Annotated in this window: 22 protein-coding genes; 15 read left to right on the top strand and 7 right to left on the bottom strand. The window is 63.6% G+C overall.

The window, feature by feature from the left end; translation table 11 throughout:
- Both ACEQXV_RS10905 and ACEQXV_RS10900 read left to right on the top strand, forming a co-directional pair.
- Positions 1-747, top strand: a 747-nt coding sequence (locus tag ACEQXV_RS10905; RefSeq protein WP_370269139.1) for a glycosyl transferase, incomplete at its 5' end; no start/stop codon positions are given.
- A 518-nt stretch (positions 748-1,265) separates the two neighbouring features.
- Entirely contained in the window at positions 1,266-4,958 is a 3,693-nt protein-coding gene (locus ACEQXV_RS10900; RefSeq protein WP_370269137.1) for a vitamin B12-dependent ribonucleotide reductase, read from the top strand.
- A gap of 246 nt (positions 4,959-5,204) precedes the next feature.
- Here ACEQXV_RS10900 and ACEQXV_RS10895 read toward each other — a convergent pair whose 3' ends face one another.
- The 6 genes from ACEQXV_RS10895 to miaA all read right to left on the bottom strand — a co-directional run bounded on the left by ACEQXV_RS10895 (position 5,205) and on the right by miaA (position 13,662).
- Positions 5,205-7,286, bottom strand: coding sequence for a dipeptide ABC transporter ATP-binding protein (locus tag ACEQXV_RS10895; RefSeq protein WP_370269135.1), 2,082 nt, complete (start codon positions 7,284-7,286; stop codon positions 5,205-5,207).
- 4 nt (positions 7,287-7,290) lie between these two features.
- Positions 7,291-8,811, bottom strand: a complete 1,521-nt coding sequence (locus tag ACEQXV_RS10890; RefSeq protein ID WP_370269133.1) for an ABC transporter permease — start codon at positions 8,809-8,811, stop codon at positions 7,291-7,293.
- Positions 8,812-8,824: 13 nt separating this feature from the next.
- A complete protein-coding gene (locus ACEQXV_RS10885) occupies positions 8,825-9,910 on the bottom strand; it encodes an ABC transporter permease (RefSeq protein WP_370252138.1) in 1,086 nt (361 codons plus the stop codon).
- Between the two features lie 144 nt (positions 9,911-10,054).
- Positions 10,055-11,695 carry an ABC transporter substrate-binding protein gene (locus ACEQXV_RS10880; RefSeq protein WP_370252140.1) on the bottom strand — a complete coding sequence of 547 codons (1,641 nt, stop codon included), beginning with the start codon at positions 11,693-11,695 and terminating at the stop codon, positions 10,055-10,057.
- 229 nt (positions 11,696-11,924) lie between these two features.
- Positions 11,925-12,731 (bottom strand): AraC family transcriptional regulator, encoded by an 807-nt coding sequence (locus ACEQXV_RS10875; protein WP_370252141.1) that lies wholly within the window; start codon positions 12,729-12,731, stop codon positions 11,925-11,927.
- A gap of 58 nt (positions 12,732-12,789) precedes the next feature.
- Entirely contained in the window at positions 12,790-13,662 is an 873-nt protein-coding gene (gene miaA, locus ACEQXV_RS10870; protein ID WP_370269132.1) for a tRNA (adenosine(37)-N6)-dimethylallyltransferase MiaA, read from the bottom strand.
- A gap of 141 nt (positions 13,663-13,803) precedes the next feature.
- Here miaA and pyrH point away from each other — a divergent pair, with 141 nt between their 5' ends.
- From pyrH to lpxB, 13 genes are all read left to right on the top strand, one after another.
- A complete protein-coding gene (pyrH, locus tag ACEQXV_RS10865; protein ID WP_370254216.1) occupies positions 13,804-14,532 on the top strand; it encodes a UMP kinase in 729 nt (242 codons plus the stop codon).
- Between the two features lie 48 nt (positions 14,533-14,580).
- Complete coding sequence (gene frr, locus ACEQXV_RS10860; RefSeq protein ID WP_370269130.1) at positions 14,581-15,144, top strand: ribosome recycling factor; 564 nt, start codon at positions 14,581-14,583, stop codon at positions 15,142-15,144.
- A gap of 9 nt (positions 15,145-15,153) precedes the next feature.
- Positions 15,154-15,900: an isoprenyl transferase gene (locus tag ACEQXV_RS10855; protein ID WP_370269128.1), complete on the top strand. Its 747-nt coding sequence runs from the start codon at positions 15,154-15,156 to the stop codon at positions 15,898-15,900.
- Positions 15,897-16,718, top strand: a complete 822-nt coding sequence (locus tag ACEQXV_RS10850) for a phosphatidate cytidylyltransferase (protein ID WP_370269127.1) — start codon at positions 15,897-15,899, stop codon at positions 16,716-16,718. The genes ACEQXV_RS10855 and ACEQXV_RS10850 overlap by 4 nt, the downstream gene beginning before the upstream one ends.
- Positions 16,715-17,899: a 1-deoxy-D-xylulose-5-phosphate reductoisomerase gene (dxr, locus tag ACEQXV_RS10845; protein ID WP_370269126.1), complete on the top strand. Its 1,185-nt coding sequence runs from the start codon at positions 16,715-16,717 to the stop codon at positions 17,897-17,899. Before ACEQXV_RS10850 ends, dxr begins: the two co-directional genes overlap by 4 nt.
- On the top strand, positions 17,896-19,227 hold the full coding sequence (gene rseP / locus ACEQXV_RS10840) for an RIP metalloprotease RseP (protein WP_370269124.1): 1,332 nt from the start codon (positions 17,896-17,898) through the stop codon (positions 19,225-19,227). The genes dxr and rseP overlap by 4 nt, the downstream gene beginning before the upstream one ends.
- A gap of 140 nt (positions 19,228-19,367) precedes the next feature.
- Positions 19,368-19,493, top strand: coding sequence for a hypothetical protein (locus tag ACEQXV_RS10835; RefSeq protein ID WP_370252558.1), 126 nt, complete (start codon positions 19,368-19,370; stop codon positions 19,491-19,493).
- Between the two features lie 247 nt (positions 19,494-19,740).
- Complete coding sequence (bamA, locus tag ACEQXV_RS10830; protein ID WP_372525661.1) at positions 19,741-22,014, top strand: outer membrane protein assembly factor BamA; 2,274 nt, start codon at positions 19,741-19,743, stop codon at positions 22,012-22,014.
- A 7-nt stretch (positions 22,015-22,021) separates the two neighbouring features.
- The gene (locus tag ACEQXV_RS10825; RefSeq protein ID WP_370252560.1) at positions 22,022-22,612 is read left to right on the top strand and encodes an OmpH family outer membrane protein; all 591 of its coding nucleotides are present in this window, start codon (positions 22,022-22,024) and stop codon (positions 22,610-22,612) included.
- 66 nt (positions 22,613-22,678) lie between these two features.
- Positions 22,679-23,149, top strand: coding sequence for a 3-hydroxyacyl-ACP dehydratase FabZ (fabZ, locus tag ACEQXV_RS10820; RefSeq protein ID WP_370252562.1), 471 nt, complete (start codon positions 22,679-22,681; stop codon positions 23,147-23,149).
- Positions 23,150-23,154: 5 nt separating this feature from the next.
- Positions 23,155-23,955 (top strand): acyl-ACP--UDP-N-acetylglucosamine O-acyltransferase, encoded by an 801-nt coding sequence (gene lpxA, locus ACEQXV_RS10815; RefSeq protein WP_370269122.1) that lies wholly within the window; start codon positions 23,155-23,157, stop codon positions 23,953-23,955.
- 4 nt (positions 23,956-23,959) lie between these two features.
- Entirely contained in the window at positions 23,960-24,742 is a 783-nt protein-coding gene (locus ACEQXV_RS10810; protein ID WP_370269121.1) for an LpxI family protein, read from the top strand.
- Positions 24,739-25,908 carry a lipid-A-disaccharide synthase gene (lpxB, locus tag ACEQXV_RS10805; RefSeq protein WP_370252049.1) on the top strand — a complete coding sequence of 390 codons (1,170 nt, stop codon included), beginning with the start codon at positions 24,739-24,741 and terminating at the stop codon, positions 25,906-25,908. Before ACEQXV_RS10810 ends, lpxB begins: the two co-directional genes overlap by 4 nt.
- 14 nt (positions 25,909-25,922) lie before the next feature.
- On the opposite strand, the gene ACEQXV_RS10800 is transcribed toward lpxB, so the two are convergent.
- Positions 25,923-26,396 (bottom strand): YbaK/EbsC family protein, encoded by a 474-nt coding sequence (locus ACEQXV_RS10800; RefSeq protein ID WP_370252050.1) that lies wholly within the window; start codon positions 26,394-26,396, stop codon positions 25,923-25,925.
- Positions 26,397-26,418: the final 22 nt, after the last annotated feature.

The raw sequence follows: 26,418 nt of genomic DNA, 5'->3' as shown, positions 1-26,418 counted from the left end.
CGCGTGATCGACGGGCCGGGCAGGGGGGCGACCGCGAACTTCCTGTCATTGCTGAGCGGCTTGCCCGAAGATCCGGGCTGGATTGCCCTGTCGGATCAGGATGACGTGTGGTTGCCCGAGAGGCTCTCGCGCGGTCTGAAGGCGCTGGCCGCGCATGACGAACCCGCGCTTTATGGCAGCGCAACCTGGATCGTCGAGGGGGATGACCTTGCCAACCGGCGCAGATCGCCCGTTTTTTCCCATGCGCCGAGTTTCAGGAATGCGCTTGTGCAAAGCATTGCAGGCGGCAACACGATGCTGCTCAACCCCGCCGGGGCGGCCCTGGCGCGCGATGCGGCGCGCGAAGCCCAGAGCGTAGGTGGGCCTGTCACCCATGATTGGTGGCTCTATCAGCTGATGTCGGGCTGCGGGGGCGCTGTTGTGCGAGACGAGACGCCGACGGTGCTTTACCGCCAGCACGGCGGAAATCTCTTCGGCACCAATCGGGGGGCGCGGGCCGCTCTGGCCAGATTGAAATGGATCCTGAGCGGGACCCTGGCCAGGTGGAACGCGCAGAACTTCGCTGCATTGCAAGCCTCGCGGGCGCGGCTCTTGCCAGAGCATCGCGCGCTTCTGGATGCTTATTCCGGGTTGAGATCACTAAATATGGTGTCGCGCCTGCGCAGGCTGCGGCAGCTGGGGCTTGTTCGGCAGGATCGGGCTGGCCAGGTGGCCCTTTGGGTAGCGGCCACCCTTGGCAAACTGTAGAACAGTGCGGTGGATTCGGGGGGGCAGTCGCCCCACGGTTGCACCCCTTTCAGAATCTTTTATCATTTCGCTACAACATGTAGCTATCTTTTTTGTATCCCGGCTATCTGTAGTGTTTTCTTGCGAAATCTGATCAAAAATGAGCCACGCCGCCTAAGCGCCCATGCTTTCATGGGAATTTCCCGGTTGGCCGCTTGTGGATGAATCGAATGCGTTCACCGGGGACCGCACCAAACGCCACATGCAACCCTTTTTTGTAACGATAGGGTAAAACTTTTCCGTTGACGCCCTATGCTTGGATACGTCAATTTGTATGAGCCGGTCGGGGCGACACTAAATATAGTGATCGACCGGAAAAAACGGGGCAGATGACCATCCCACTTGTACGAGCCTTGAAAAACAGGCTCCACCGGCTCTCTGGGGGGAACCGGCCGGACAACATCTGCCTTGAGGACAGGGAACAAGACGGGTTGGCCGGGCGCGGTCGACCCATCGTCCAAGGAAGGGACTAGAGGCAGATGAAAATCGAACGCCGTTTCACCCAGGCTGAGCAGGATACCTATGCGGGGCTGGAGTTCTCGCTGACGTCGTCGGAAATTCGCAACCCCGACGGCACCACCGTTTTCAAACTCGACAATGTGGAAGTTCCCGTGGGCTGGAGCCAGGTGGCTTCGGACGTGCTGGCGCAGAAATATTTCCGCAAGGCCGGGGTCGCCGCGATCCTGAAGCCGGTGAAAGAAAAGGGCGTGCCGTCTTTCCTGTGGCGTCACGTGCCTGACGAGGTTGCGCTGGCCGATCTGCCCGAAGAAGACCGCTTCAGCGGTGAAACCTCGGCCAAGCAGGTGTTCCGTCGTCTCGCGGGGGCCTGGGCCGATTGGGGCTGGAAAGGTGGCTACTTCACCGAAGAAGCCGACGCGCGCGCCTATTTCGATGAAATGCAGCTGATGCTGGCGCGCCAGATGGCCGCGCCCAACAGCCCGCAGTGGTTCAACACCGGCCTGCACTGGGCCTATGGCATCGACGGCCCGAGCCAGGGCCACCACTATGTCGATTACAAGACCGGCAAGCTGGTCAAGTCGAACTCCGCCTACGAACATCCGCAGCCGCATGCCTGCTTCATCCAGTCCGTGTCCGACGACCTGGTGAACGAAGGCGGCATCATGGACCTGTGGGTCCGCGAAGCGCGCCTGTTCAAATACGGCTCCGGCACCGGCACCAACTTCTCGTCGCTTCGCGCCGAGGGTGAAAAGCTGTCGGGTGGCGGCAAGTCCTCGGGCCTGATGGGTTTCCTCAAGATCGGCGACCGCGCGGCGGGCGCGATCAAGTCGGGCGGCACCACGCGCCGCGCGGCCAAGATGGTGATCGTCGATGCCGATCACCCGGATATCGAGGAATTCATCAACTGGAAGGTGCTCGAAGAGCAGAAGGTCGCCTCGATCGTCGCCGGCTCCAAGATGCACGAGCGCGAGCTCAATGGCATCTTCGCCGCCATTGCCGCCTGGGATGGCAAGCTGGAGGACGCGGTTGATCCCGCCAAGAACGACACCCTGAAATCCGCGATCCGCAGCGCGAAAAAATGTTCCATTCCGGAAACTTACATCAAGCGGGTGCTGGACTACGCGAAGCAGGGTCACACCTCGATCGAGTTCCCGACCTACGATACCGACTGGGATTCGGAAGCCTATAACTCCGTCTCTGGCCAGAATTCGAACAACTCGATCCGCGTGACCGACGCGTTCCTCTACGCGGTCGAGAAGGACGCCGATTGGGAACTGATCAACCGCACCGACGGCAAGGTCTGCAAGACCGTCAAGGCGCGCGAGCTGTGGGACCAGATCGGTCACGCGGCCTGGGCCTGCGCCGATCCCGGTATCCAGTTCCACGACACGGTCAATGCCTGGCACACCTGCCCCGAAGACGGGCAGATCCGCGGCTCGAACCCGTGTTCGGAATACATGTTCCTTGACGACACGGCCTGCAACCTCGCCTCGATGAACCTGCTGACCTTCTTCAAGGACGGCCAGTTCGATGCCGAGACCTACATGCACGCCACCCGGCTGTGGACGCTGACGCTGGAAATCTCGGTGATGATGGCGCAGTTCCCCTCGAAGGAAATCGCGCAGCTGAGCTACGATTTCCGCACGCTCGGTCTGGGATACGCCAATATCGGCGGCCTGCTGATGAACATGGGACTGGGCTATGACAGCGACGAGGGCCGGGCCATCGGCGGCGCACTGACCGCCATCATGACCGGCGTGGCCTATGCCACCTCGGCCGAGATCGCCTCGGAACTGGGCGCCTTCGCCAAATACGAGAAGAACCGCGAGCATATGCTGCGCGTGATCCGCAACCACCGTCGCGCAGCCCATGGCGAGACGGACGGTTACGAGGATCTGGCGGTCAAGCCGGTGCCGCTCGACCATGCCAACTGCCCCGATCAGCGCCTGGTGGACCTTGCGGTTCAGGCCTGGGACGAGGCGCTGGCCCTGGGCGAGAAGCATGGTTACCGCAACGCGCAGACCAGCGTGATCGCCCCCACGGGGACCATCGGCCTCGTGATGGACTGCGACACGACGGGTATCGAGCCCGACTTCGCACTGGTCAAATTCAAGAAGCTGGCCGGTGGCGGCTACTTCAAGATCATCAACCGCTCGGTGCCTGCGGCGCTGGAGAAGCTGGGCTACACCAGCAGCCAGATCGAAGAGATCACCTCTTACGCGGTTGGCCACGGCACGCTTGGAAACGCGCCGGTGATCAACCACACCACGCTGCGCGGCCACGGCTTCGGCGATGCCGAGATCGAGAAGATCGAGGCGGCCCTGCCGTCTGCCTTCGACATCCGCTTCGTCTTCAACCAGTGGACGCTCGGGGAAGAGTTCTGCACCAAGGTGCTGGGCATTCCGGCGGCGAAACTGAACGATCCCACCTTCGACATGCTGCGCCATTTCGGCTTCTCCCGGAAGGACATCGAAGCGGCGAATGACCATGTCTGCGGGACCATGACCTTGGAGAACGCGCCCTTCCTGAAGGAAGAGCATTACCACGTGTTCGATTGCGCCAATCCCTGCGGCAAGAAGGGCAAGCGCTTCCTCTCCGTCAACAGCCACATCACCATGATGGCGGCGGCGCAGAGCTTCATCTCGGGGGCGATCTCCAAGACGATCAACATGCCCAACGATGCCACCATCGAGGACTGCCAGAAGGCTTACGAGCTGTCCTGGAGCCTGGGTGTCAAGGCCAACGCGCTTTACCGCGACGGCTCGAAGCTGAGCCAGCCGCTCGCGGCCGCCCTGGTCGAGGATGACGACGAGGCCGCCGAGATCCTGGAGACCGGCACGCCGGTCGAGAAGGCCCATGTGCTGGCAGAGAAGGTGATCGAGAAGGTGGTGGTCAAGGAACTGATCCGCAGCCACCGTGAGAAGATGCCGGAACGCCGCAAGGGCTATACCCAGAAGGCGATCGTGGGCGGCCACAAGGTCTACCTGCGCACCGGCGAATACGAAGACGGCTCGCTTGGCGAGATCTTCATCGACATGCACACGGAAGGTGCGGGCTTCCGCGCGATGATGAACAACTTCGCCATCGCCGTGTCCGTGGGCCTGCAATACGGGGTGCCGCTGGAGGAATTCGTCGACGCCTTCACCTTCACCAAGTTCGAACCGGCGGGGATGGTGCAGGGCAACGACTCGATCAAGAACGCCACCTCGATCCTCGACTACATCTTCCGCGAACTGGCGGTGTCTTACCTCGATCGGACTGACCTCGCGCATGTGAAGCCAGAAGGCGCGTCCTTCGACGATGTGGGCCGCGGGCAGGAAGAGGGCGTGTCCAACGTCAAGGAAGTGCCTGACAGCCGTGGGTCTTCGCCGATCGACGTGCTCAAGCAGATCAGCTCGACCGGCTACCTGCGCAAGCGGGTTCCGCAGGAGCTGGTGGTGTTCCAGGGCGGCGCGATGACGGCGCTTGCGGGCGGCGATCCGGTGGCGACGCTGGAAACGCTGGTGCCGGAAACGGCGACCAACACCATCGCGGTGTCGACCAGCAGCACCACCGCCGTGGCCTCGGGCACCGTGGGCATGGATGCCCGCACCAAGGCCAAGATGCAGGGCTACGAGGGCGATCCCTGCGGCGAATGCGGCAACTACACGCTGGTGCGCAACGGCACCTGCATGAAGTGCAACACCTGCGGCGCGACCAGCGGCTGCAGCTAAGAGATCGGGACCTGCGCCAATTGCCCCGGCGCGGGTTCTGAAACACGGGGCGGGTGCGCTCGCCCCTGACGCGGTTCAGGCCGCAGGCAGAAAACTACGGGCGGTACAAATACTGAGCCTGAACAGCGAAACTCAAGAGGGTCCCTGGGGACCCTCTTTTTTCATTCCTGACAATGTCTTGCAGTTCGATCTTAAAGCAAAAGGCCCCCAGGGGAGGGGGCCTTCGACTGGATCGGATCGGGCGCCTTACTCGGCCGCGATCTTGATGACGGGCCGCATGCGCGACAGGATGTCATCGGCCAGGTGGCACTTGATCTGGTGTCCGTCGGCCAGCGTCTTCATGGCCGGCACCTCGGCCTCGCACAGCCCACCCGGAACGTCCTTCTTCCACCGGCAGCGCGTCTGGAACGGGCAGCCCGACGGCGGGTTCATCGCCGAGGGAATATCGCCTTCCAGAACGATGTGCTCTTTCTCGACCGAGGTATCGGCGATCGGAACCGCCGAGAGAAGCGCCTCGGTATAGGGATGGTAAGGCGGGCTGAAGACCTGGTCGGTCGTGCCGATTTCCACCACGTGACCCAGATACATCACCATCACCCGGTCCGAGAGATAGCGCACGATGGACAGGTCGTGGCTGATGAACAGAAGCGTCGTCTTCTCGTTGCGCTGGATCTCCATCAACAGATCGGTCACTGCCGCCTGCACCGACACGTCGAGCGCCGAAACAGGTTCGTCGGCCACCACGATCCGCGCGCCGCCCGCGAAGGCGCGGGCGATGCCCACGCGCTGTTTCTGGCCACCCGACAGTTGCCGGGGCATGCGATCGGCAAAGGCGCGGGGCAGTTTCACGAGGTCGAGCAGTTCCAGCATGCGCTGGCGGCGTTCCGCCTCGTTCTTGCCGATCTTGAAGATCTCCAGCGCCCGGATGATCTGGCGCCCCACGGTCATCGAGGGGTTGAGCGTGTCGAAGGGGTTCTGGAACACCATCTGGATCGACGACACGGTCTTGGTGTCGCGTTCCTCGATCGGCACGGTTTCGATGCCTCGCTCATCAAGCAGCACGTGTCCGTCGGTGGCCGTTTCCAGCCCCATCAACACCTTGGCGAGCGTGGACTTGCCACAGCCCGATTCCCCCACGATGGCCAGGGTTTCGGATTCGCGGGCCTCGAAGCTCAGCGTCTCGTTGGCCTTCACCACCTTCTTGTCGCCATGGGCGAAAAGCGCGCTCGCTGCCACCTCGTAGTATTTCTTGAGGTTGTCTACCTTCAGCACCACTTCGCCGATTTCCGCCTTCTCGGTCGTGGTGGACGCCTTGATCGGCGCGTTCCAGTCGATCTCGCGGAACTTCAGACAGCGGGAATCATGGCGGTCATCGCCTTCGATCGCGTCCATCGGGATGTCGCGCGCATCGCAGCGCCCGGCTTCGAAATAGTCGCAGCGGGGGCCGAAGTTGCAGCCGTTGGGCCGTTCGTGGGGCAGGGGGAAGTTGCCGGGAATGGCCACCAGCGGGCGGCTGTTCTTGTCGGCCCCGGGCAGCGGGATCGACCGGAAGAGCGCCTGCGTATAGGGGTGGCGCATCTTGTCGAACACGTCCTCGATCGACCCGGTTTCCACGGCCTCGCCCGAATACATCACGCAAAGCCGGTCGCAGGTTTCCAGAACGAGGCCGAGGTTGTGCGAGATGAACAGCATCGAGGTGCCGTATTTCTTGCCCAGGTCCTTGACCAGTTCTACCACGGCGGCCTCCACCGTCACGTCGAGCGCGGTGGTGGGTTCATCGAGGATCAGAAGCGAAGGGTTCGCCATCAGCGCCATGGCGATAACGATCCGCTGCTGCTGGCCACCCGACAGCTGGTGCGGGAAGCTGTCCAGCATCCGCTTGGGGTCTGGCAGGCGCACATCGGTAACCACTTCGAGCGCGCGCTTGTAGGCCTCTTCGGCCGACACGCCTTCGTGGATCATCGGCACTTCCATCAGTTGCTTGCCGATCTTCATCGCCGGATTGAGCGAAGCCATCGGCTCCTGGTAGATCATGGCAATTTCCTTGCCGCGGATCTTGGCCAGTTCCTCGTGGCTCATCTCGTTGAGGTTGCGCCCCTTGAACTTGATGGAGCCCCCGACGATGCGCCCGTTCACGCCCAGGTCCTGCATGACCCCAAGCGCCACGGTGGATTTCCCGCAGCCGGATTCGCCCACGAGGCCCATAGCCTCGCCCGGCATCACCGTGCAGGAGAAATCCATCACCGCCGGGATCTCGCGCAGGCGCGTGAAGAAGCTGATGGAGAGGTTCTCGATTTCCAGGATCGGTCCGTCATAGGTCTCTGTCATGGGATCAGTCCTTCAGGCTTTCTTCACGCAGGCCGTCGGCCAGCAGGTTGAGACCAAGCACGAGGGTCATCAGCGCAAGGGCAGGGGGCAGCGGCGGGTGCGGATAGACCGTCAGCAGGCGCCGCCCCTCGTTGATCGTCGAACCCCAGTTCGGGCTTTCGGGGTCAACGCCAAGGCCGAAGAAGCCCAAGGTGCCCAGAAGGATCGTGGTGTAGCCGATGCGCAGACAGAAATCGACGATGAGCGGCCCGCGCGCATTGGGCAGGATTTCCCACAGCATGATATACCACGGGCCTTCGCCGCGCGTCTGTGCCGCCGCCACGTAGTCGCGGGTCTTGATGTCCAGCACCAGCCCGCGAACGATACGGAACACCGTGGGGCTGTTGACGAAGACGACCGACACGAAAACGATCAGCAGGTTGCCGTCGATGGGAATCCCGATCAGCGGCTCGTAGGCTTCACGGGTCTGCGTCATCCATTCCGAGACCGGGTTGCCCTGGTTGAGATAGCCGATGAACGAGGTCGCCAGCCACACGAAGGGATCGAAGCGGAACACCGTGCCGAGATAGAGCAGCAGCAGCACCAGCGTGATCGGGATCGCCACCCACTTGATGATGTTGGGCTGTGCCCGGTAGCGCGAATAGAGCAGCACCCAGACGAAGATCACCGGCATGATGAACAGGACCGATGCCATGTAGACCGGCACCCCGGCTTCGACGATCTCGGGCGTGACCAGCAGGTAGAACAGCAGGATCACCGGGAAGGCCAGCACGAGGTTGGCAATGAAGGTGATCAGTGTGTCGAAGCGTCCGCCCATGTAGCCTGCGGGCAGGCCCAGGGTGATGCCCACCATGAAGGCGAATAGCGTGGCCGCGGGCGCGATGGTCAGCACCTCGCGCGCCCCGAACACCATGCGGCTGAAGACATCGCGCCCAAGCGCGTCGCCACCAAGCAGGTAATAGGGGAACACCCCGTCCGCCGCCGCATTGGGCACGGCGATCCCCGGCGCGTCATTGCGCAGCGAGGCCACCACGTCGAGCGCGCCATGGGTTGCAATGGTCGGCGCGAAGATCGCGGTGAAGATCCAGAACATCACAAGACCGAAGCCGATCATGCCGATCAAGTTGTCGAAGAGCTTGCCGTAAAGCCCGAGCCGACGCTTGAAGCGGATCGAGAAGACGAAGGTGGCCACAAGCGCGATCCAGACGGGCAGGAACTGCGCGCCGAGCGCGCCGATGATGCCCTTGGACTCCATGCTCGGTTGCAGGATGCCCGCCACGATATAGACCGCCAGGGCCGCCAGAACGGCAAAGACGGAATATTTCATGGCCAGCAGGGCATAATCCACCGGGCCATATCGATAGCTGATCGTGTGATCGGGGTTCACGATCGGCTCGGCCTGGCGCAGCCCGATGAGGTTCATTGCGAGGTTCAGAAGGAAGGCCGCGAAGAAGACCGCGACGGCCCCCAGCATCAGCGGGTTCAGGTAGGGGCCGAGGGACCCGGACCAGGTCAGCATGTCCATTGCTCTCGTCTCCTTAAGAAATGCGGATGCGCGGGTTCAGGTAGACGTAGCCGATATCGGAAATCAGCTGTGTCAGCAGAACCACGAACACGGCGACGATCGAACAGGACAGGAGCAGTTCAATATCGTTGTTCGAGGCCGCCTCCACCAGGGTCCAGCCGAAGCCGTTGTAATTGAAGAGCGTCTCGACAATCACCACACCAGTGAGCAGCCACGGGATTTGCAGCATGATCACGGTAAAGGGTGCGATCAGCGCGTTGCGCAGCGCGTGTTTCAGCACGATGTTGCGGAAGCTCACGCCCTTGAGGCGCGCGGTGCGGATGTATTGCGCCGTCATCACCTCGGCCATCGAGGCCCGGGTCATGCGCGCGATATAGCCCATGCCGTAAAGTGCGATGGTCATCACCGGCAGCGTGAAATTCCACAGCGTTATGTCATCCATCGCCGACCGGGCCGAGCCCAGAAACCACGTGCGCCCCTCGATCCAGCCATTCTCGGCCAGCCACGGTGACAGGCCCGCGGTGGAGGAGGCAAAGAGGATGATGAAGATCACGCCCGACACGTATTCCGGTGTCGCGGTCGACGCGATCGAGAAGGTGGACAGGGTTCGGTCCATCCGGCTGCCCTCTCGCATCCCGGCAAGGATGCCCACGATCAGCGCCGATGGCACCATGACCAGGAAGGCAATCAGCATCAGCCATCCCGTCAGCGGAAGCCGTGTGCCGATCACGCCCGACACCTCGTCGTCAAGCCGGGTGGAATAGCCGAAATCGCCCTGGAAGACGCCGCAGAAGGTAGGGGCTTCGGCAGGGTCCATGCCCTGGTCGATGCAGCGCCCCACGATGTCTCCGTCACGGGTTTCGCGCGTCCAACCCGGCACAACGCCCAGCCATTCGCCGTAGCGCACCACGATCGGGCGGCTGTAGCCGTTGTTTTCAAGCCATTGCACAACCTCGGCATCCGACATCCGGTTGTTGCCCTGGGTCTTGGCCAGCTTTTCGAGATTGGGCCCGAGATTTGTGAGGAAGAAGACCACGAATGTCAGGCAGAGTGCAGTCAGGATCATCACGCCAAGACGGCGCAGAATGAAGAGTCCCATGATATTCCCTGTCGCTTGTGCCGCCCACGGACGGCTTGGCCGGTTTCTTTATGAACCGTTGGGATAAGGCCCGTTTGCCCTACGGACCCGGAATCTGGTGGGAAAAAGGGCGGCACGGGGTTCCGCGCCGCCCTTTCCCTTGGATTATGCCCAGCCGAGATAGGCGATGTTGATCTCGAACTTGGGATGCATTTCCGCATTCACCACACCGGGTTTGGCGTGACGGTAGAGCGAGCGCCAGTAAGACTGGTTGATGACCGCTTCGTCCTGCATGATCTGCTGGATGCGGGCCATCACTTCGCGGCGCGCGTCAGCGTCCTGGATGCCGTTCGCTTGGGCCAGCAATTCGTCGAACTCGGCGTTGGAGAAGCCGGTTTCGTTCCACGGCACACCCGACTTGTAGGCCAGGTTCAGCACCATGACACCCAGTTCGCGGTGGTTCCAGGTGGTGGAGCTGTAGGGATACACGGCCCAGTCGTTCCAGAAGGTCGAGCCCGGGATCACGCGACGTTCCACGTTGAAGCCCGCGTCGCGCAGCTGTGCGGCCAGGGCGTCGGTGGAGTCACGCTCGAAACCGCCATCGAGCGACACGATTTCGAACACGTGGTCGGCATGGCCCGATTCCTGCAGCATCGCATAGGCCGCGTCCTTGTCGACGGTCTGTGCGGGCAGCTGCGCGTATTCGGGATGGATCGGGCAGACATGGTGGTTTTCTGCCGGGGTGCCGCGACCGGCATAGCCCAGTTCCAGAACCACGTTGGGATCCACGGCCATGTTCACCGCACGACGCACCATGGCGTTGTCGTAGGGCGGGTTGTTCTGGTTCATGCGGATGACCAGGGTTGCCGCGGTGGTGGCGCTCGACTGCTCGAAGCCGATGGCGTCGAAGATGTCGATGAAGTCACCGGTGGTTTCGTAGGTCATGTCGAATTCGTCGGCTTCCGCACCGGCCACCCAGGCCGCCGGGTCTTCGCCGAGGTCGATGATTTCGACACGATCAAGGTAGGCGTCGCGCCAGTAGGTATGGTCGGGGTTCTTCTCGAGGGCGGCGAAAACGCCCACCTCGTGCTCGACCAGGCGGTAGGCGCCGGTGCCCACGCCGTGCTGAAGCGGGTCGGTGCCGATCAGGTCACGGTGCTGCACGGCAGACGGGTAGTCTGCGATGCCGGGGATGATGGTGATGTCGGCGGCGGGCAGGTTCAGCTGCACGGTGTGGCTGTCGACAACCACGATCGAGCCTTCGCGGGCCTGGCCGGTTTCGGGATCGACAAGCGCCCCCATGCGGGTCCCCATCGAGTTGCCTTCCACCGAGGTGTCGCACCAGCCGGTGAAGTTGGCGGCCACGTCTTCCGCGGTGAATTCGTCGCCATTGTTCCACATCACGCCCTGACGAACATGCAGGGTGTACTGGGTGGCGTCTGCGTTGGCTTCCCAGCTTTCCAGCAGAACGCCCGAGAACGACCCGTCGCGGTTGTATTCCACGAGGTATTCGCAGATGCCGCGGCTGAGGTTGCCCATCTCGGACCAGTCATAGGTCCGCGGGTCCTTGCCCTGGTCGACGCGCATCTGGATGCGCAGCGTGCCGCCCATCTGGGGCGTCGCGCGGTGGCCAGCTGCTTCGGCCGGGTTCAGGCCGATCAGCGAATAAGCGGCAACGGCGGACACGCCGAGCGCGGTAGAGCGCGTGAGGAACTCACGACGCGACAGTTCGCCTTTTTTGTATTCCTCCGCATACATTTCCGCTGCCGGATGCGATTTGAGGAAGTGGGTGGTTTGCTGCGTCATTCTCATCTCCCTGTGACACAATTTATTCTTTGCTGTCGTCGCAGGAGTCAGAGGAGGCCGACAGCCCCGCGCGCCAGATATGAGATCATTACCGCACCAATAATGGGCTTGCGTCAATGGTCCCGCTATTCGATTTGGGTGCGAATTGCGACATTGTGATGTGCCAAAAACGACAAGGACCCGCGAAACCCTGACATTTCTTGAAAGCGGGGTGATCCGAGCGCTTCGATCAACCCGCGTGCAGAATCTGCCGCATCGGGGGCAGTTTTCGAAACTCTGACGGCGTGTAACCGGCAAGCTTGGAAAAGGCGCGCGTGAAATAGGCCGCCGAGGAAAAGCCGAGTTCAGTGGCGATATCGCGGGCGGGCATGTCCGTATCAACCAGCAATCGGCAGGCGTCATGCAGGATTCGTTCCTGCAAGATGGCCAGGGCCGGACGGCCGCAGGCGTCCCGGCAGACCCGTGTCAGGTGGGTCGGTGTCACGCCCAGGGCCTCGGCGTAGCTCGACACGCCGTTGCCACTGCGATAGCCACTTTCAACCAGCGCGGCGTAGCGTTCGGCCAGAACATGGGTCTTGTCGCGCAGGATGGTGCCGTCCTGCACCGCAAGTTGCCGCGCGATCCAGGTGGAAATGAGCAGCCCGTAGGCGCGCAATGCCTGGTCTCGGGCGGGCGCATGGGCAGCCAGCTCGCGTTCGATCATGTCGATATAGCCCGAGAAATTGGACTGCGCCTCGACATTGCTGACACGGATATGGAAAGGCACCGTCGGCAGGCCGAGCGTGGGGTCGAACGGCAGTTTCAGCAGCACGCCCTGAACCTGCGCCGAAATCTCGACCGCGATCATCACGCCTGACGGAATGAACACGGCTGTGTTGGGCCCGTAGCCGCGCGTCACGGCTCCAATGGAAAACCGGCCCTGGCCACGGGTGAACCAGAACAGCTGCGGGCGCGGGTCCGAATGCAGAGTCGCATGGCGCCAGGGCGCGTCCGACCGCATCTTGGCCAGGGTGGTGACTTTGTAAAACTCGCTCATCACCGCGGAGCCTAGGGGCAGATAGGCTTTCGGGAAAGAGGCTTGTTAACCAAATCTTTCAGGGCAGCGCGATCGCGCGCCATTGCCTCATTCGCGCGCGGAACCAGGTCCGTTGCCGCTTGGCGTATTGGCGCGAACCGATGATCGCGGCCTCGCGCGCGTCCGACAGGCTGAGCTGCCCGCGCAGATGGGCGATGAGTTCTGGCCCGCCGATGGCTTTCTTCGCACCGCCAGCCTGTTCCCAGACCGGTTCCAGCGCACGGGCCTCCTCCAGGGCGCCGCCCTTCAGCATCAGGTCGAAGCGCCGCGCGATCCGCTCGGCCAGCCAGTCGCGGTCGGCATCCAGAAGAAGAGGCTCGCACTGATCGAGCGGCAGGGCCGGGGCAGGGGTCTCGGCCTGCCAGGCCGAGAGCGGTTTTCCCGTGGCGCGCAGAACCTCCCAGGCCCGCTGGATCCGCATCGGGTTCTGCCGGTCGATCCGGCCTGCGATCTCGGGGTCCTCGCGGTCGAGATCGGCCAGCATCTTGGCCGGCTCCATTGCGTCCGCCTCGGCCCGGATGGCCGGGGGTGTGGCGGGGATTTCCGCCAGACCCTCGGTCAGGGCGGCAAAGTAGAGCCCGGTTCCACCCACGATGATCGGACGCGGTCCACCCTCCAGCAGGGGAATCACGTCGCGTAGCCACTGGCCGGTGGAATAGTCCGCATCAAACGGCACATGGCCAAAGAGCGCATGTGGCGCGCTGGCCTCTTCCTCGGGCGAGGGGCGGGCGGTCAGGACACGCCAGCCATCATAGACCTGAAGCGCATCGGCATTGATGATGCGCCCGCCCTGACGCGCCGCGATCTCCAGCGCCAGGGCGGTTTTGCCCGAGGCCGTCGGCCCCGCGATCAGCACCGGCCGCTCTGGCGATAGCTTGGAAATGTCGATCATCGGTCGCCTTTGCCTGTCTCGAATGCGCCCAGTCCTACGCCTTTTGGGGCGGGATTGGCCGTTGAACCCCGGGCCTATTTAGGCCATGTTGCGCCGGGCCGCAAAAGGCCCCGGCAGATAACATAATTCCAAGGATCTCCCATGCCCTCAGACACCGCGCCCGCCCCGACTTATTCCCGCGTCATGCTGAAGATCTCGGGCGAGGCCCTGATGGGGGACAAGGGCTACGGTCTGAACCCGCCCACGGTGGAACGGATCGCCCGCGAGGTGAAGTCGGTGCACGACATGGGCGTGGAAATCTGCATGGTGATCGGGGGCGGCAACATCTTCCGCGGTCTTCAGGGCAGCGCGCAGGGCATGGAACGGGCAACGGCCGATTACATGGGCATGCTGGCCACGGTGATGAACGCGCTGGCGATGCAGGGTGCGCTCGAAAAGCTGGGCATCCACACCCGCGTGATCAGCGCCATCCCGATGGACCAGGTCTGCGAACCCTATATTCGCCGCCGCGCTGTGCGCCACCTGGAAAAGAAGCGCGTGGTGATCTTCGCCGCCGGCACCGGTAACCCCTATTTCACCACCGATACCGCCGCCACGCTGCGGGCCAACGAGATGAACTGCCAGGCGATCTTCAAGGGCACCAAGGTTGACGGTGTCTATGACAAGGATCCGGTCAAGCACGACGACGCCACCCGCTATGACACGATTTCCTATGATGATGTGCTGGCGCAGCACCTGGGCGTGATGGATGCATCGGCCATCGCGCTGGCGCGCGAGAACCACATGCCGATCATCGTCTTCAGCCTGGATGAACCGGGCGGGTTCAAGGGGATCCTGGCCGGGGAAGGCACCTATACAAAGGTGCAATGAACGGGGTAAAACCCCAACCAACGAGCAAGACCTGACGGAGGTACGGGCATGTCCGACGATTTGGAGATTGATCTGGACGATCTGGAACGGCGCATGGATGGCGCCCTGGCATCGCTGAGAACGGAATTCGCCTCGCTGCGGACGGGTCGGGCCTCGGCCTCGATGCTGGAGCCCGTGCAGGTGGATGCCTATGGCCAGATGACGCCCATCAATCAGGTCGGCACGGTAAACGTGCCCGAGCCGCGCATGGTGACGATCAATGTCTGGGACAAGTCGCTGGTGGGCAAGGTTGAGAAGGCAATCCGCGAGTCGGGCCTTGGCATCAACCCGCAGCTCAACGGCACCATCATCATGCTGCCGATCCCCGAGTTGAACGAGGAACGCCGCCGCGAACTGACCAAGGTCGCCGCGCAATATGCCGAACACGCGCGCGTGGCGATCCGCAACGTGCGCCGCGACGGTATGGACCAGATCAAGAAGGCCAAGGCGGCGGGCATGTCCGAGGACGACCAGAAGATCTGGGAATCCGAAGTGCAGGAAATCACCGATGCCCATATCGCCAAGGTCGATGCGTCGCTGGCCACCAAGCAGGAAGAGATCATGCAGGTCTGACGACCTCGCATGATCCCCGTGGCAGCGCCGATGGCCCCCAAGGACAACACTCCGACCCCACCGCGCCACGTGGCGATCATCATGGATGGCAATGGCCGTTGGGCGCAGCTGCGCGGGCGGCCGCGTCTTGTCGGGCATCACGCCGGGGCACGGCGCGTGCAGGAAATCGTCGAAGCCTGCGAGCCGCTCGGCGTAAAATACCTGACCATCTTCGCCTTCTCGACCGAGAACTGGAAACGCACCCAGACCGAGGTTGCGGGGCTGATGCGGCTCTTCAAGCGCTTCATCACGAACAAGGCGCAGGAACTGCATGCCAAGAACGTGCGCGTGCGCTTCATCGGTGACCGTGTCCGGCTGGAGCCCCGGCTTCAGGACATGATGGACAATCTCGAACTGCTGACCGCGGACAATACCGGGGTCAACCTGACCATCGCGCTGAACTATGGCGGCCGCGACGAGGTGGCCCGCGCCACCAAGCGGCTGGCGCAGGACGTGGCGGCGGGCAAGCTCGATCCCAGGGACGTGGATGACGAAACCCTGCCGCGCTATCTCGACACCTGCTACCTGCCCGATCCAGACCTCGTGATCCGCACCAGCGGAGAGGCGCGGATTTCCAACTTCCTTCTGTGGCAGTCGGCTTATGCGGAGTATGAATTCATCGACACACTCTGGCCTGACTTCACCAAGGACGAATTCGAAAAAGTGCTGGCCCGGTTTGGCCAGAGGGACCGGCGCTTCGGTGCCGTCAAGGCATGAGCGGCGCGGGGCGTTGGGGCGATCTGGCCCCTCGGGTGATCTCGGGGCTTGGCATGGCCGCCGTGGGCTTCGGGCTGATCTATCTTGGTGGGTTTCCTCTGATGATCGGGCTGGTCTTGCTGGCGGCACTTGGCATCTGGGAACTGCACCGGCTGCTTGACGGGGGATCGCCGCGCGTGGCGGGGCTGATCGCCGGGGCCGGCATGCTGGCCGCCTGTCTGGCGCAGATCTTTGCCTTCGCCCGCGGCGAGGGCTTCCTGGAACATCTGATCCTCACCCCCTGGATCGTGCCGCTGATCGGCCTTGCGATCTGGGGCGGGGTGCAGAACGTGCCCGAAGGGCGCGGCTGGATCTTCGTCACCTATGGCAGCTATTTCCTGTTCGCGGCTTTCGGCCTGTTCTACCTGCGGGTCATGTATGGGCTGATCTTCGTCCTTTTCGTCGTGGGCGTCGTGGTGGCGACGGATATCGCGGGCTATTTCGCCGGGCGCATCCTTGGCGGCACGAAGCTCTGGCCACGGGTCAGCCCCAAGAAGACCTGGTCTGGCACCGCGGCGGGCTGGATCGCCGCCGCTGCCGTTGCCTGGGCGCTTCTGGGGTGGGAGCCGGTCATGGTGCTTCTGGTCGCCCCGCTGCTGTCCCTGGCCTCGCAGATGGGCGACATCGCCGAAAGCGCCATCAAGCGGCATGTGGGCGTCAAGGATTCCTCGAACCTCATTCCGGGACATGGCGGCATTCTCGACCGTTTCGACGCGATGGCCGGGGCAGGGGCGGTCGCCACGCTTGCGATGATCCTTGCCGGGGGGCAGTTGATGTGACGAGAACGGTCAGCATTTTCGGTGCGACCGGGTCCATCGGACAAAACACGCTGGACCTTATCCGACGCGACCCCGCGGGTTACCGCGTGGTGGCGCTGACGGGTGGGCGCAACATCAGCCAACTGGCCCGCGACGCACGCGAATTCCGGGCCGAGATCGCGGTGACCTGCTACGAGGATTGTCTGCCCGCGTTGCGCGAGGCTCTGGCGGGGTCCGGGGTTGCCGTGGCTGCCGGGCAGGAGGCGCTGATCGAAGCCGCCGACCGGCCCGCCGACTGGATCATGTCAGCGATCGTCGGCGCCGCCGGACTGGCGCCGGGCTTTCATGGCCTGCGTCACGGGCGCAGCCTGGCGCTTGCCAACAAGGAAAGCCTGGTCACAGCAGGCCCGCTGCTGATGGCCGAAGCGCGTGCCCACGGGGCTCGCATCCTGCCCGTGGACAGCGAACATTCCGCCGTGTTCCAGGCCCTGGTGGGCGAAGACATGGACGCCGTGGAACGGGTCATCATCACTGCCTCGGGCGGGGCGCTGCGCGACTGGCCGCTGGAGCGGCTGTCGCAGGCCACCCTCGCCGATGCCTGCGCGCACCCCAACTGGGACATGGGACAGCGGATCACGATCGACAGCGCGTCCATGTTCAACAAGGCGCTAGAACTGATTGAAACAAAGGAATTTTTCGGAATTTCGCCAGAAAAGATCGACACCGTGATCCATCCGCAAAGCATCGTTCATGCGCTGGTGGGGTTCAGCGATGGCGCGCTGATGGCGCATCTGGGTGCGCCCGACATGCGCCATGCGATCGGCTATGCCCTGCACTGGCCCGAACGGCGCGCGCTGCCGGTCGAGCGGGTTGACCTGGCCAAGCTTGCGACGCTCGAATTTCGCGCGCCCGACACGGAGCGTTTCCCGGCCCTGCGGCTTGCGCGTGACGTGATGGCGACGGGCGGCGGCGCGGGGGCCGTGTTCAACGCGGCCAAGGAAATCGCGCTCGACCATTTCATCGCCGGTGATATCCGCTTTACCGAGATGGCGCCGCTCGTGGAGGACACGCTTGACGCGATGTCGCGCGAAATTCGCCTTACCGATGCCATGGACAGCCTTGAGACAGTGCTGATGACGGACCATCTGGCAAGAGTGAGAGCCAGCGAACTGGCCCAAGCGAGACAGGAGCAGAGTGCTTGACCGAGCTTATCCCTTCCTTCGGCGGCTTCGCCTTCACCCTTCTGGCCTTCGTGGTGGCGCTGTCGATCATCGTCGCGATCCATGAATACGGCCATTACATCGTGGGGCGCTGGTCTGGCATCCATGCAGAGGTGTTCTCGCTCGGGTTCGGCCCGGTGCTGTTTGCCCGCACGGACCGGCACGGCACCAAGTGGCAGGTCGCCGCGCTTCCATTTGGCGGGTACGTGAAATTCCTCGGCGATGCCAACGCGGCCTCGGGCAAGGATGCGGCGGCGGTCGATGCGCTCGACCCCGAAGAACGCCGGCGATCCATGCACGGCGCCCCGCTTTGGGCCCGCGCGGCCACGGTGGCGGCGGGTCCGATCTTCAATTTCATCCTGTCGGTGATCGTCTTTGCTGGCGTCATGGTCTTTTCCGGCCAGGCTTCGAACGAGCCCGTGGTAGGCGACATCCGCCCGATGCCCGCCGACATGCAGCTTCTGGAGCCGGGCGATCGCATTCTCTCGATCGAGGGCGAGGCGGTTGAAACGCTGGTTGACGTGTTCGAACTTGGCCGCACCCTGGAACCGGCTTCCGCGCTGTCCTACGAGGTGGAGCGGGATGGCCAGACTCTGACGGTCGACGCGAACTTCCCCCTTATTGCAGTCGTCGAGAGCGTGACGCCACGCTCGGCCGCGATGGATGCGGGCCTGGAGCAGGGCGACGTGATCCGCAGCATCGACGGCGCGCCGATCTACGCCTTCGAGCAACTTCGCGGTGCGGTCGAAGCGTCCCAGGGTGCGGAACTGGCCCTGTCGGTCTGGCGCGATGGCGAGATGCTGGACATCGCCCTGGCTCCGCGCCGGATGGATTTGCCGTCGCCCGAGGGCGGGTTCGAGACCCGCTGGCTGATCGGGGTGACGGGCGGGCTGTTTTTCGACCCCGAGATCACCCGCGTCGGGTTGGGCGAAGCCATCACGGCGGGCGGGTCGACGGTGGTCAACGTTGTGCAGACCTCTCTGTCGGGCTTGTGGCACATGATCACCGGCGCGATTTCCAGCTGCAATCTGCAAGGCCCCATCGGCATCGCGGAAACCTCGGGCGCGGCTGCAAGCCAGGGTCTGGACAGTTTCTTCTGGTTCGTGGCTGTCCTGTCGACCGCCGTGGGGCTGTTGAACCTTTTCCCCATCCCGGTGCTGGATGGCGGTCACCTGCTGTTTCACGCCTTCGAGGCGGTTGCGGGCCGTCCACCCTCTGACCGGGCGATGCGGCTTTTCATGACCATTGGCCTGACGCTTATCCTGTCGCTGATGTTGTTCGCCCTGACCAATGACCTGTTCTGCCCCTGATCGGGGGCGGGCAGGCCGGGCCGGGCCAGTAATGAACATTTCGTAAAAGCGTCAAGGGCAGGTCAAATTCCCGCCCCAATTCAGCGTCAGACTCGGAACCACGACGGGGGAAATCCCCGCGAAAACCGAGGGCAAGACCGATGCGAATGATTAATGAAAGCTACCGCTCCATCAGCTTCTTCGTCGAAGTGAACATCGACCGTTTCCTGGTGCCGATCACCATCGTGGGCGCCCTGACGGTTGCCGGATGGCTGGTCAGCCTCTGATCCCATTGATTAGATGACAGAAGCGGGCCCGCACGCGGCCCGCTTTGCGCATGGCCAAAGCGCCGTTCGCGCCCCCCGATCCCCCGAAATTGTATATCTTGTGCCACGGTTGGGAAAATGTCCCACACCGTGGGGTCTCGCGTTTTGACATCACCCCACCCAAGCGGTAGAGCTTTGGCAAGCTAGGTTACTTGGCGGGGCGGATACGATGACGGTGATTGCTGGTATTTCCAGTGGAATAAGGCGTTTGGGCGCGATTCTTCTGGTGGCGGTTTCGGTGCTGATTCTTCAGCCGGCCGATGCGGAGGCACAGACCTACCGCTTCACCAGTTTTGCGGTCGAAGGCAATGATCGTGTCGATCCTGCAACCATCCTCGCCTTCCTCGGGATCGAGTCCGGCCAGACGCTGACCGCAGCCGAACTCAACGACGCCTACCAGCGACTTCAGAACTCCGGCCTTTTCGAGAGCGTCGATCTCGATCCGCGCGGCAATCGCCTGGTGGCGATCGTGCAGGAATACCCGACGATCAACCGCATCAATATCGAGGGTAACCGCCGCATCGACGACGAATTGCTGCTGACGGTGATCCGGTCGCAGCCGCGTCGCGTCTATTCGCCGTCGCTGGCCGAACAGGATGCCGCCTCGATCACCGAAGCCTACCAGGTGCAGGGCCGCCTGACCGCAACCGTGACGCCCGTGATCATCCGCCGTTCGGAAAACCGTGTGGACCTGGTCTTCGAAGTGACCGAGGGCCGCGTCGTGGAAACCGAGCGTATCGCCTTCGTGGGCAACCGCGAGTTTTCCGACCGCCGTCTGCGCCGGGTTCTGGAAAGCACGCAGGCCGGGATCTTCCGCCAGCTTATCGGATCGGACACCTTCGTTGCCGACCGGGTGGCCTTCGACCAGCAGCTGCTAACCGATTTCTATCGCGATCGCGGCTATATCGACTTCACGATCCAGAGCGTGACTTCTGAACTGGCCCGCGAACGCAACGCCTATTTCATCACCTTCAATATCCGTGAAGGGCAGAGCTTCTCTTTCGGGGAGATCACCACCGTCAGTGAATTGCCCGACGTGGATGCGGAACCCTTCAACGAAACCATCCGTAGTCGCGAAGGCGTGACCTATTCGCCGCGCCTGGTGGATAACACCATCACCCGGATGGAAAACCTCGCCAGCCAGATGGGCCTGCGTTTCATCCGCATCGAGCCGCGCGTGACCCGCAACGACGCCGACCTGACGCTGGATATCGAGTTCGTCATCTCCCGCGGTGACCGGGTCTTCGTGGAACGCATCGACATCGAAGGCAACGCCACCACGCTCGACCGCGTGATCCGCCGCCAGTTCCGCAGCGCCGAGGGCGATCCGCTCGACCCGCGCGAAATCCGCCAGGGCGCGGAACGGATCCGGGCGCTTGGCTTCTTCGCGGATGCATCCGTCGAGGCGCGCCCCGGCTCGGCCCCCGACCAGGTCATCGTCGATGTGGACGTCGTGGAACAGCCCACCGGCTCGCTCGGCTTCGGCGTGAACTACTCGACCGATGCCGGTGTGGGTCTTGCGCTCAGCTTCTCTGAACGCAACTTCCTGGGTCGTGGGCAGGCCGTGAGCTTCTCGCTCGACACCGCACGTGAATCGCGCAGCTTCAGCTTCTCGTTCACCGAGCCTGCCTTCATGGGTCGTGACGTTGCCCTGACTCTGGATGCCTATCACACCACCACCGACGGGCAGAACGCGAGCTATGACACGCAGAACACCGGCTTCCGCCCGTCCTTCAGCTTCCCGCTCAGCGAATTCAGCCGCTTGGGCCTGTTCTACCGGATCTCGCAGGATGGCATTTCCAACGTGCCGCCGGCCTCTTCGATCATTCTGCAGAACGATGCAGGCGATCTCATCACCTCGGCTGTGGGGTATAACTACTTCTTCAGCACCATCGGCACCGGCCTGAACCCCAATGCCGGGGTCAGCCTGCGCTTCGGCCAGGAATTCGCGGGTCTCGGGGGCGACGTGGAATATGTGCGCACCACCGCAACTGCCACCGCCGAAACCACGATCATGCGTGAAGAGGTGTCTCTGCGGGCCACTGTCGAAGGCGGCGCGCTGAACATGCTGAACGGCGACAGCCGCCGGGCAGACCGCTTTGCCCTGTCCACGCGCCAGCTGCGCGGCTTTGAAAGCAACGGCATCGGCCCGCGCGATCTGACCGATGCCGGCACCCAGGTAGATGGTCTGGGCGGTAATTTCTACGTCGCCGCGCGCTTTGAAACCGCTTTCCCGATCGGCCTGCCCGAGGAATACGGTGTAACCGGTGGTCTGTTCTATGACATCGGTTCCGTATGGGGGCTTGATAACACCGCTGGATTGATAATTGATGACGATCTGCACTGGCGCCAGTCGGTCGGTTTCTCGATCTTCTGGGATACCCAGATTGGCCCGCTGCGCTTCAACTTCAGCCACGTGCTGGACCAGGAAGTCTATGACCGGACCCGCAGTTTCGACTTCACCGTCGAAGCGCGCTTCTGACGGATCCATGATGCTCTGCGTCCGGCGTGCCGCCGCTCTGGTTCTGGCCCTTGGCCTGACCACGGTGGCCGCCGGGGCTCAGCCGCTCTCCTTTGGCCAGCTCGACGGGCCGGGTGTCGTCATTCTCAACCAGGAGCGTGTGTTCGCGGAATCGCTCTTCGGCCAGCGCGTCCAGCAGGAACTGGAAGCCGCTTCCGCCGAGCTTGCCGCCGAGAACCGCGAAATCGAGACCGCGCTTTTGGAAGAAGAGCGCCAGTTGACCGAGATGCGCGCCACCATGAGCGCCGAGGAATTTCGCCCCCTGGCAGATGAATTCGACCAGAGGGTCGAGGAAATCCGAGCCGCCCAATCTGCCAGGTTGCGCACGCTGACGGCGCTGGCCGACCGGGCCCGGCAGGCGTTCATCGAACTGACGACACCGATCCTGCGCGAGCTGTTGCAGGACCGTGGTGCTTCTGCCGTCATCGATTCCCGCGTGGTGCTCTATGCCGCCGAAGGCGCGGATATCACCGAAGCGGCGCTGGAGCGGATCGACGCGCTGCTCGGTGACGGCGGAGACCGGCCCATTCTCGAACAGCTCGGCCAGTCGGCCCCGTAACCGCCGCTTGTCCGACAGGGCCCGAGTTGCTATCCCGATTGCGGATTACAAGAAGGACCGCTGCCCATGACGGCTGAAACGCCCACCACCGCCGATATCGAGCTGATCCAACGGCTCATCCCGCACCGCTACCCGTTCCTTCTGGTCGACAAGGTGCGCGATATCGTTCCGTTCAAGAGCGCCGTGGGCATCAAGAACGTCACCATGAACGAGCCGCATTTCCAGGGCCATTTCCCCGGCGTGCCGGTGATGCCCGGGGTGACGATCGTCGAGGCCATGGCCCAGACCGCAGCCATCATGGTGGGCGTGTCGGCCGACCTGGCCGACAAGAACCTGCTGGTCTACTTCATGGGCATCGACGGGGTGAAGTTCCGCCGCAAGGTGGGGCCGGGTGACGTGCTGGAACTGCATGTGACCGCGCTTCGCGGCAAGCCCGGTGGCAAGGTGTGGAAATTCTCGGGTCGCGCCGAGGTGGAAGGCGAACTGGCCTGTGAGGCCGAGTTTACCGCGATGATGGACCTGCCCGCCGAGGAGTGAGCCAAATGGCCATTGATGCCAGCGCCGAGATCCACGGATCGGCGGTGATCGAACCAGGGGCCGTGATCGGCCCCGATTGCAAGATCGGGCCTTTCTGCGTGGTTGGCCCCGAGGTCGTGCTTGGGCGCGGCGTGGTGCTCAAGCCCCATGCGGTCGTGACCGGGCGGACCGAGATCGGGGATGAAACCACGATCTTTTCCTTCGCCGTCATCGGCGAGATTCCCCAGGACCTGAAATTTCGGGGAGAAAAGTCGCGCCTCGTGATCGGCAAGCGTAACCGTATCCGCGAACATGTCACAATGAACTGCGGCACCGAGGGCGGGGGTGGTGTAACCCGAATAGGCGATGACGGGTTGTTCATGGCCGGGTGTCATATCGCACATGATGCCCAGGTCGGCGACCGGGTGATCGTGGTCAATTCCGCCGCCGTGGCCGGGCACTGCGTCATCGAGGATGACGTGATCATCGGCGGGCTCTGCGGAATCCACCAATGGGTGCGCATCGGCCAAGGCGCCATCATCGGCGCGTTGTCCATGGTGACCAATGACGTGATCCCGCACGGGCTGGTGCAGGGGCCGCGCGGGCAGCTCGATGGGCTGAACCTGGTGGGTCTCAAGCGGCGCGGTGTCGACCGGGCCGAGATCACCGCGCTGCGCGCGGCCTTTCAGCAGCTGGCTCAGGGCGAGGGCACCTTCATGGACCGCGCCCGGCGCCTGTCCGAAGAAAGCCCCGATTCCGATCATGTGCAGCAGATCGTCACTTTCATCATGGGCGAGACCGACCGGTCTTTCCTGACCCCGGGCTAAGCCGATGGCGCGCGCGATCATTGCCGGATCGGGGCGTTTGCCGGGGCTGTTGCTGCAGGCCGGGCCCGCCCATCTGGTGCGGCTGGCCGGTGTTGACAGCGATCCGCTGGAGACGCCGGTCATCGAGGCCCGCTTTGAACGGCTAGGCACGCTCTTTGCCGACCTCAAGGCGGCAGGGATTGCGGAACTGGCCTTCGCCGGGGCCCTTAGCCGTCCGGCCTTCGATCCCTCTTTGATGGATGCCGAGACCATGGCGCTGATGCCGCGCGTGGCGGGCGCGATGATGCAGGGCGATGACGCATTGCTGCGCACCGTTGCTGAGATTTTCGAGGAACAGGGCTTCAAGGTTCTGGGGGCGCTCGACCTGCGGCCCGATCTAGCCGCCTCCGAAGGCCCGATCTGCGGAAACCCGACCGACGCGCAAACACGCGATGCCGCGCGCGCGCGTGCGGTTCTGGAGGCGCTCGGACCGCTCGATGTGGGGCAGGGTGCCATCGCCGCGAAGGGGCAGGTGATCGGGATCGAGACCCTGCAAGGCACCGACGCGATGCTGCGCTTCGTCGGGGTATCGCTGCCGGGCTCGGGCGGGGTGCTGGTCAAGCGGCCCAAGCCCGGCCAGGACCTGCGCATGGACACGCCCGTGATCGGCCCCGCGACGATCATGAAGGCCGCCGAGGCCGGACTGTCTGGCATCGAGATCGGGGCTGGCGGAGTGCTGATCCTGGATCGTGAGGCCACGCTCGACGCCTGCGAGGCCGCGGGCATCACGCTCTGGGCCGCGCCATGACGCTCAGCCTCTTCCTCATCGCCGGGGAACCGTCGGGCGACCGGCTCGGGGCGGCGCTGATGGCAGGGGTGAAGACGTTGAACCCCGATGTGATCTTTCACGGGATCGGCGGGCCGTTGATGAAGGCCGAGGGGCTGGAAAGCATCTTTCCGATGGAGGAACTGTCGGTCATGGGGCTGGCCGAAGTGCTGCCCAAGCTGCGCCACCTCTTTGCGCGCAAGCGTCAGGCGGCCGAGGCGGTCATTGCCTTGAACCCCGATGCGCTTGTGACCATCGACAGCCCCGATTTCTGCCTGCGCGTGGCACGGCAGGTGCGCGAAACCGCGCCCCATATCCGCACCATGCACTACGTGGCCCCCTCGGTCTGGGCGTGGCGCCCGGGCCGCGCGACCAGGATGGCACGATCCATAGACCACGTCCTGGCTCTGCTGCCCTTCGAGCCACCCTACATGGAAGCCGCGGGCATGACCTGCGATTTCGTGGGTCATCCGGTGGTAGGCGAACCGGTGGCGAGCGAAGCCGAGGCTGCGGATTTCCGCGCCCGCTATGACATTGCCCCCGATGCCCCGCTTCTGCTGATGTTGCCCGGGTCGCGCCGCAGCGAGATTGCGCGCCTTGCGCCTGTCTTCGGTGAGGTTCTGGCTGGTCTTTCCGCGCGCGTGCCGGGGCTTCAGGCGGTGTTGCCAACGGTGGCCCACGTGGCTCTGATCCTGCGGGAAGCCGTGGCAGGCTGGCCTGTTCGGCCCATCCTTCTAGATCCCACCGAAGCGCCCGAAAGCCACATTGCCGACAAGCGCGCGGCCTTCAGGGCGGCGGATGTGGCGCTGGCGGCCTCGGGCACCGTGTCGCTGGAACTGGCGGCCAATGCCACGCCGATGGTCGTGGCCTACGACATGAACCGCCTGTCCTTCTTCCTGATGAAGCGGGCTGCGCTGATTGATACGGTCACGCTGGTCAACCTCGTCTCTGATACCCGCCATGTACCCGATTTCCTGTCACCGGACTGCAAGGCCGACAAGATTGTCCCTGCGCTGGAACGCTTGCTGACGGACCAAGGCGCGCGCGCCGCTCAGCTGGACGCGATGGCCGTGACGATGGATCGGATCGGGGCCGGGGGCGAGCAGCCGGGCCTGCGCGCGGCACGCTCGGTCCTGGCGCATCTCTGACGGGCTGGCCCTGGTCAGTCGGTCGTGAACTCCGCCACCTTGGCCCCCGTCAGGCGCAGGATGTCGGCCGGGGCGACAGGCACGATGTGGCGGGGCGTGCCCGCCGCGGCGTAGACCTTCTCGAAATCCGACAGGCGCGGGTCGAACCAGGCCCGGATCGGGTTTATATGACCCACGGGCGATACACCGCCGATGGCAAACCCCGTCTGCGCACGGATGAGGCCCGCATCGGCCTTGCCAAGCGCCTCGCCCGCCAGCGCGCTGGCCTTGCCCGCATCCACCTGGTTGCCGCCTGCAGTGATGAACAGAACCGCCTCGCCGCTGGTTTCGCCGCGAAAGATCACCGATTTGCAGATCTGGTCGATCTCGCAGCCCGCCTGATCGGCCGCTTCAACGGCCGTCCGAGTGCTGCCGTCCATCTCCATCACATCAGCGGGTAGCCCAGCCTCTTCGAGGGCCCGGATAACGCGCTTGAGGCTCTTGCTCATGTCTTGTCTCCCGTTCTGGGAC

Origin of the sequence: Nioella sp., assembly GCF_964229645.1 — a bacterium.
Classification (GTDB): Bacteria; Pseudomonadota; Alphaproteobacteria; order Rhodobacterales; family Rhodobacteraceae; genus Nioella.
This window is presented reverse-complemented; position numbering and strand designations above follow the sequence as displayed.

What these genes read in the sequence shown, in the direction of transcription:
- ACEQXV_RS10900 (WP_370269137.1), top strand. Translation starts at nt 1,266, where the DNA reads ATGAAAATCGAACGCCGTTTCACCCAGGCTGAGCAGGATACCTATGCG.
- ACEQXV_RS10895 (WP_370269135.1), bottom strand. Translation starts at nt 7,286, where the DNA reads ATGACAGAGACCTATGACGGACCGATCCTGGAAATCGAGAACCTCTCC.
- ACEQXV_RS10890 (WP_370269133.1), bottom strand. Translation starts at nt 8,811, where the DNA reads ATGGACATGCTGACCTGGTCCGGGTCCCTCGGCCCCTACCTGAACCCG.
- ACEQXV_RS10885 (WP_370252138.1), bottom strand. Translation starts at nt 9,910, where the DNA reads ATGGGACTCTTCATTCTGCGCCGTCTTGGCGTGATGATCCTGACTGCA.
- ACEQXV_RS10880 (WP_370252140.1), bottom strand. Translation starts at nt 11,695, where the DNA reads ATGACGCAGCAAACCACCCACTTCCTCAAATCGCATCCGGCAGCGGAA.
- ACEQXV_RS10875 (WP_370252141.1), bottom strand. Translation starts at nt 12,731, where the DNA reads ATGAGCGAGTTTTACAAAGTCACCACCCTGGCCAAGATGCGGTCGGAC.
- miaA (WP_370269132.1), bottom strand. Translation starts at nt 13,662, where the DNA reads ATGATCGACATTTCCAAGCTATCGCCAGAGCGGCCGGTGCTGATCGCG.
- pyrH (WP_370254216.1), top strand. Translation starts at nt 13,804, where the DNA reads ATGCCCTCAGACACCGCGCCCGCCCCGACTTATTCCCGCGTCATGCTG.
- frr (WP_370269130.1), top strand. Translation starts at nt 14,581, where the DNA reads ATGTCCGACGATTTGGAGATTGATCTGGACGATCTGGAACGGCGCATG.
- ACEQXV_RS10855 (WP_370269128.1), top strand. Translation starts at nt 15,154, where the DNA reads ATGATCCCCGTGGCAGCGCCGATGGCCCCCAAGGACAACACTCCGACC.
- ACEQXV_RS10850 (WP_370269127.1), top strand. Translation starts at nt 15,897, where the DNA reads ATGAGCGGCGCGGGGCGTTGGGGCGATCTGGCCCCTCGGGTGATCTCG.
- ACEQXV_RS10835 (WP_370252558.1), top strand. Translation starts at nt 19,368, where the DNA reads ATGCGAATGATTAATGAAAGCTACCGCTCCATCAGCTTCTTCGTCGAA.
- ACEQXV_RS10825 (WP_370252560.1), top strand. Translation starts at nt 22,022, where the DNA reads ATGATGCTCTGCGTCCGGCGTGCCGCCGCTCTGGTTCTGGCCCTTGGC.
- fabZ (WP_370252562.1), top strand. Translation starts at nt 22,679, where the DNA reads ATGACGGCTGAAACGCCCACCACCGCCGATATCGAGCTGATCCAACGG.
- lpxA (WP_370269122.1), top strand. Translation starts at nt 23,155, where the DNA reads ATGGCCATTGATGCCAGCGCCGAGATCCACGGATCGGCGGTGATCGAA.
- ACEQXV_RS10810 (WP_370269121.1), top strand. Translation starts at nt 23,960, where the DNA reads ATGGCGCGCGCGATCATTGCCGGATCGGGGCGTTTGCCGGGGCTGTTG.
- lpxB (WP_370252049.1), top strand. Translation starts at nt 24,739, where the DNA reads ATGACGCTCAGCCTCTTCCTCATCGCCGGGGAACCGTCGGGCGACCGG.
- ACEQXV_RS10800 (WP_370252050.1), bottom strand. Translation starts at nt 26,396, where the DNA reads ATGAGCAAGAGCCTCAAGCGCGTTATCCGGGCCCTCGAAGAGGCTGGG.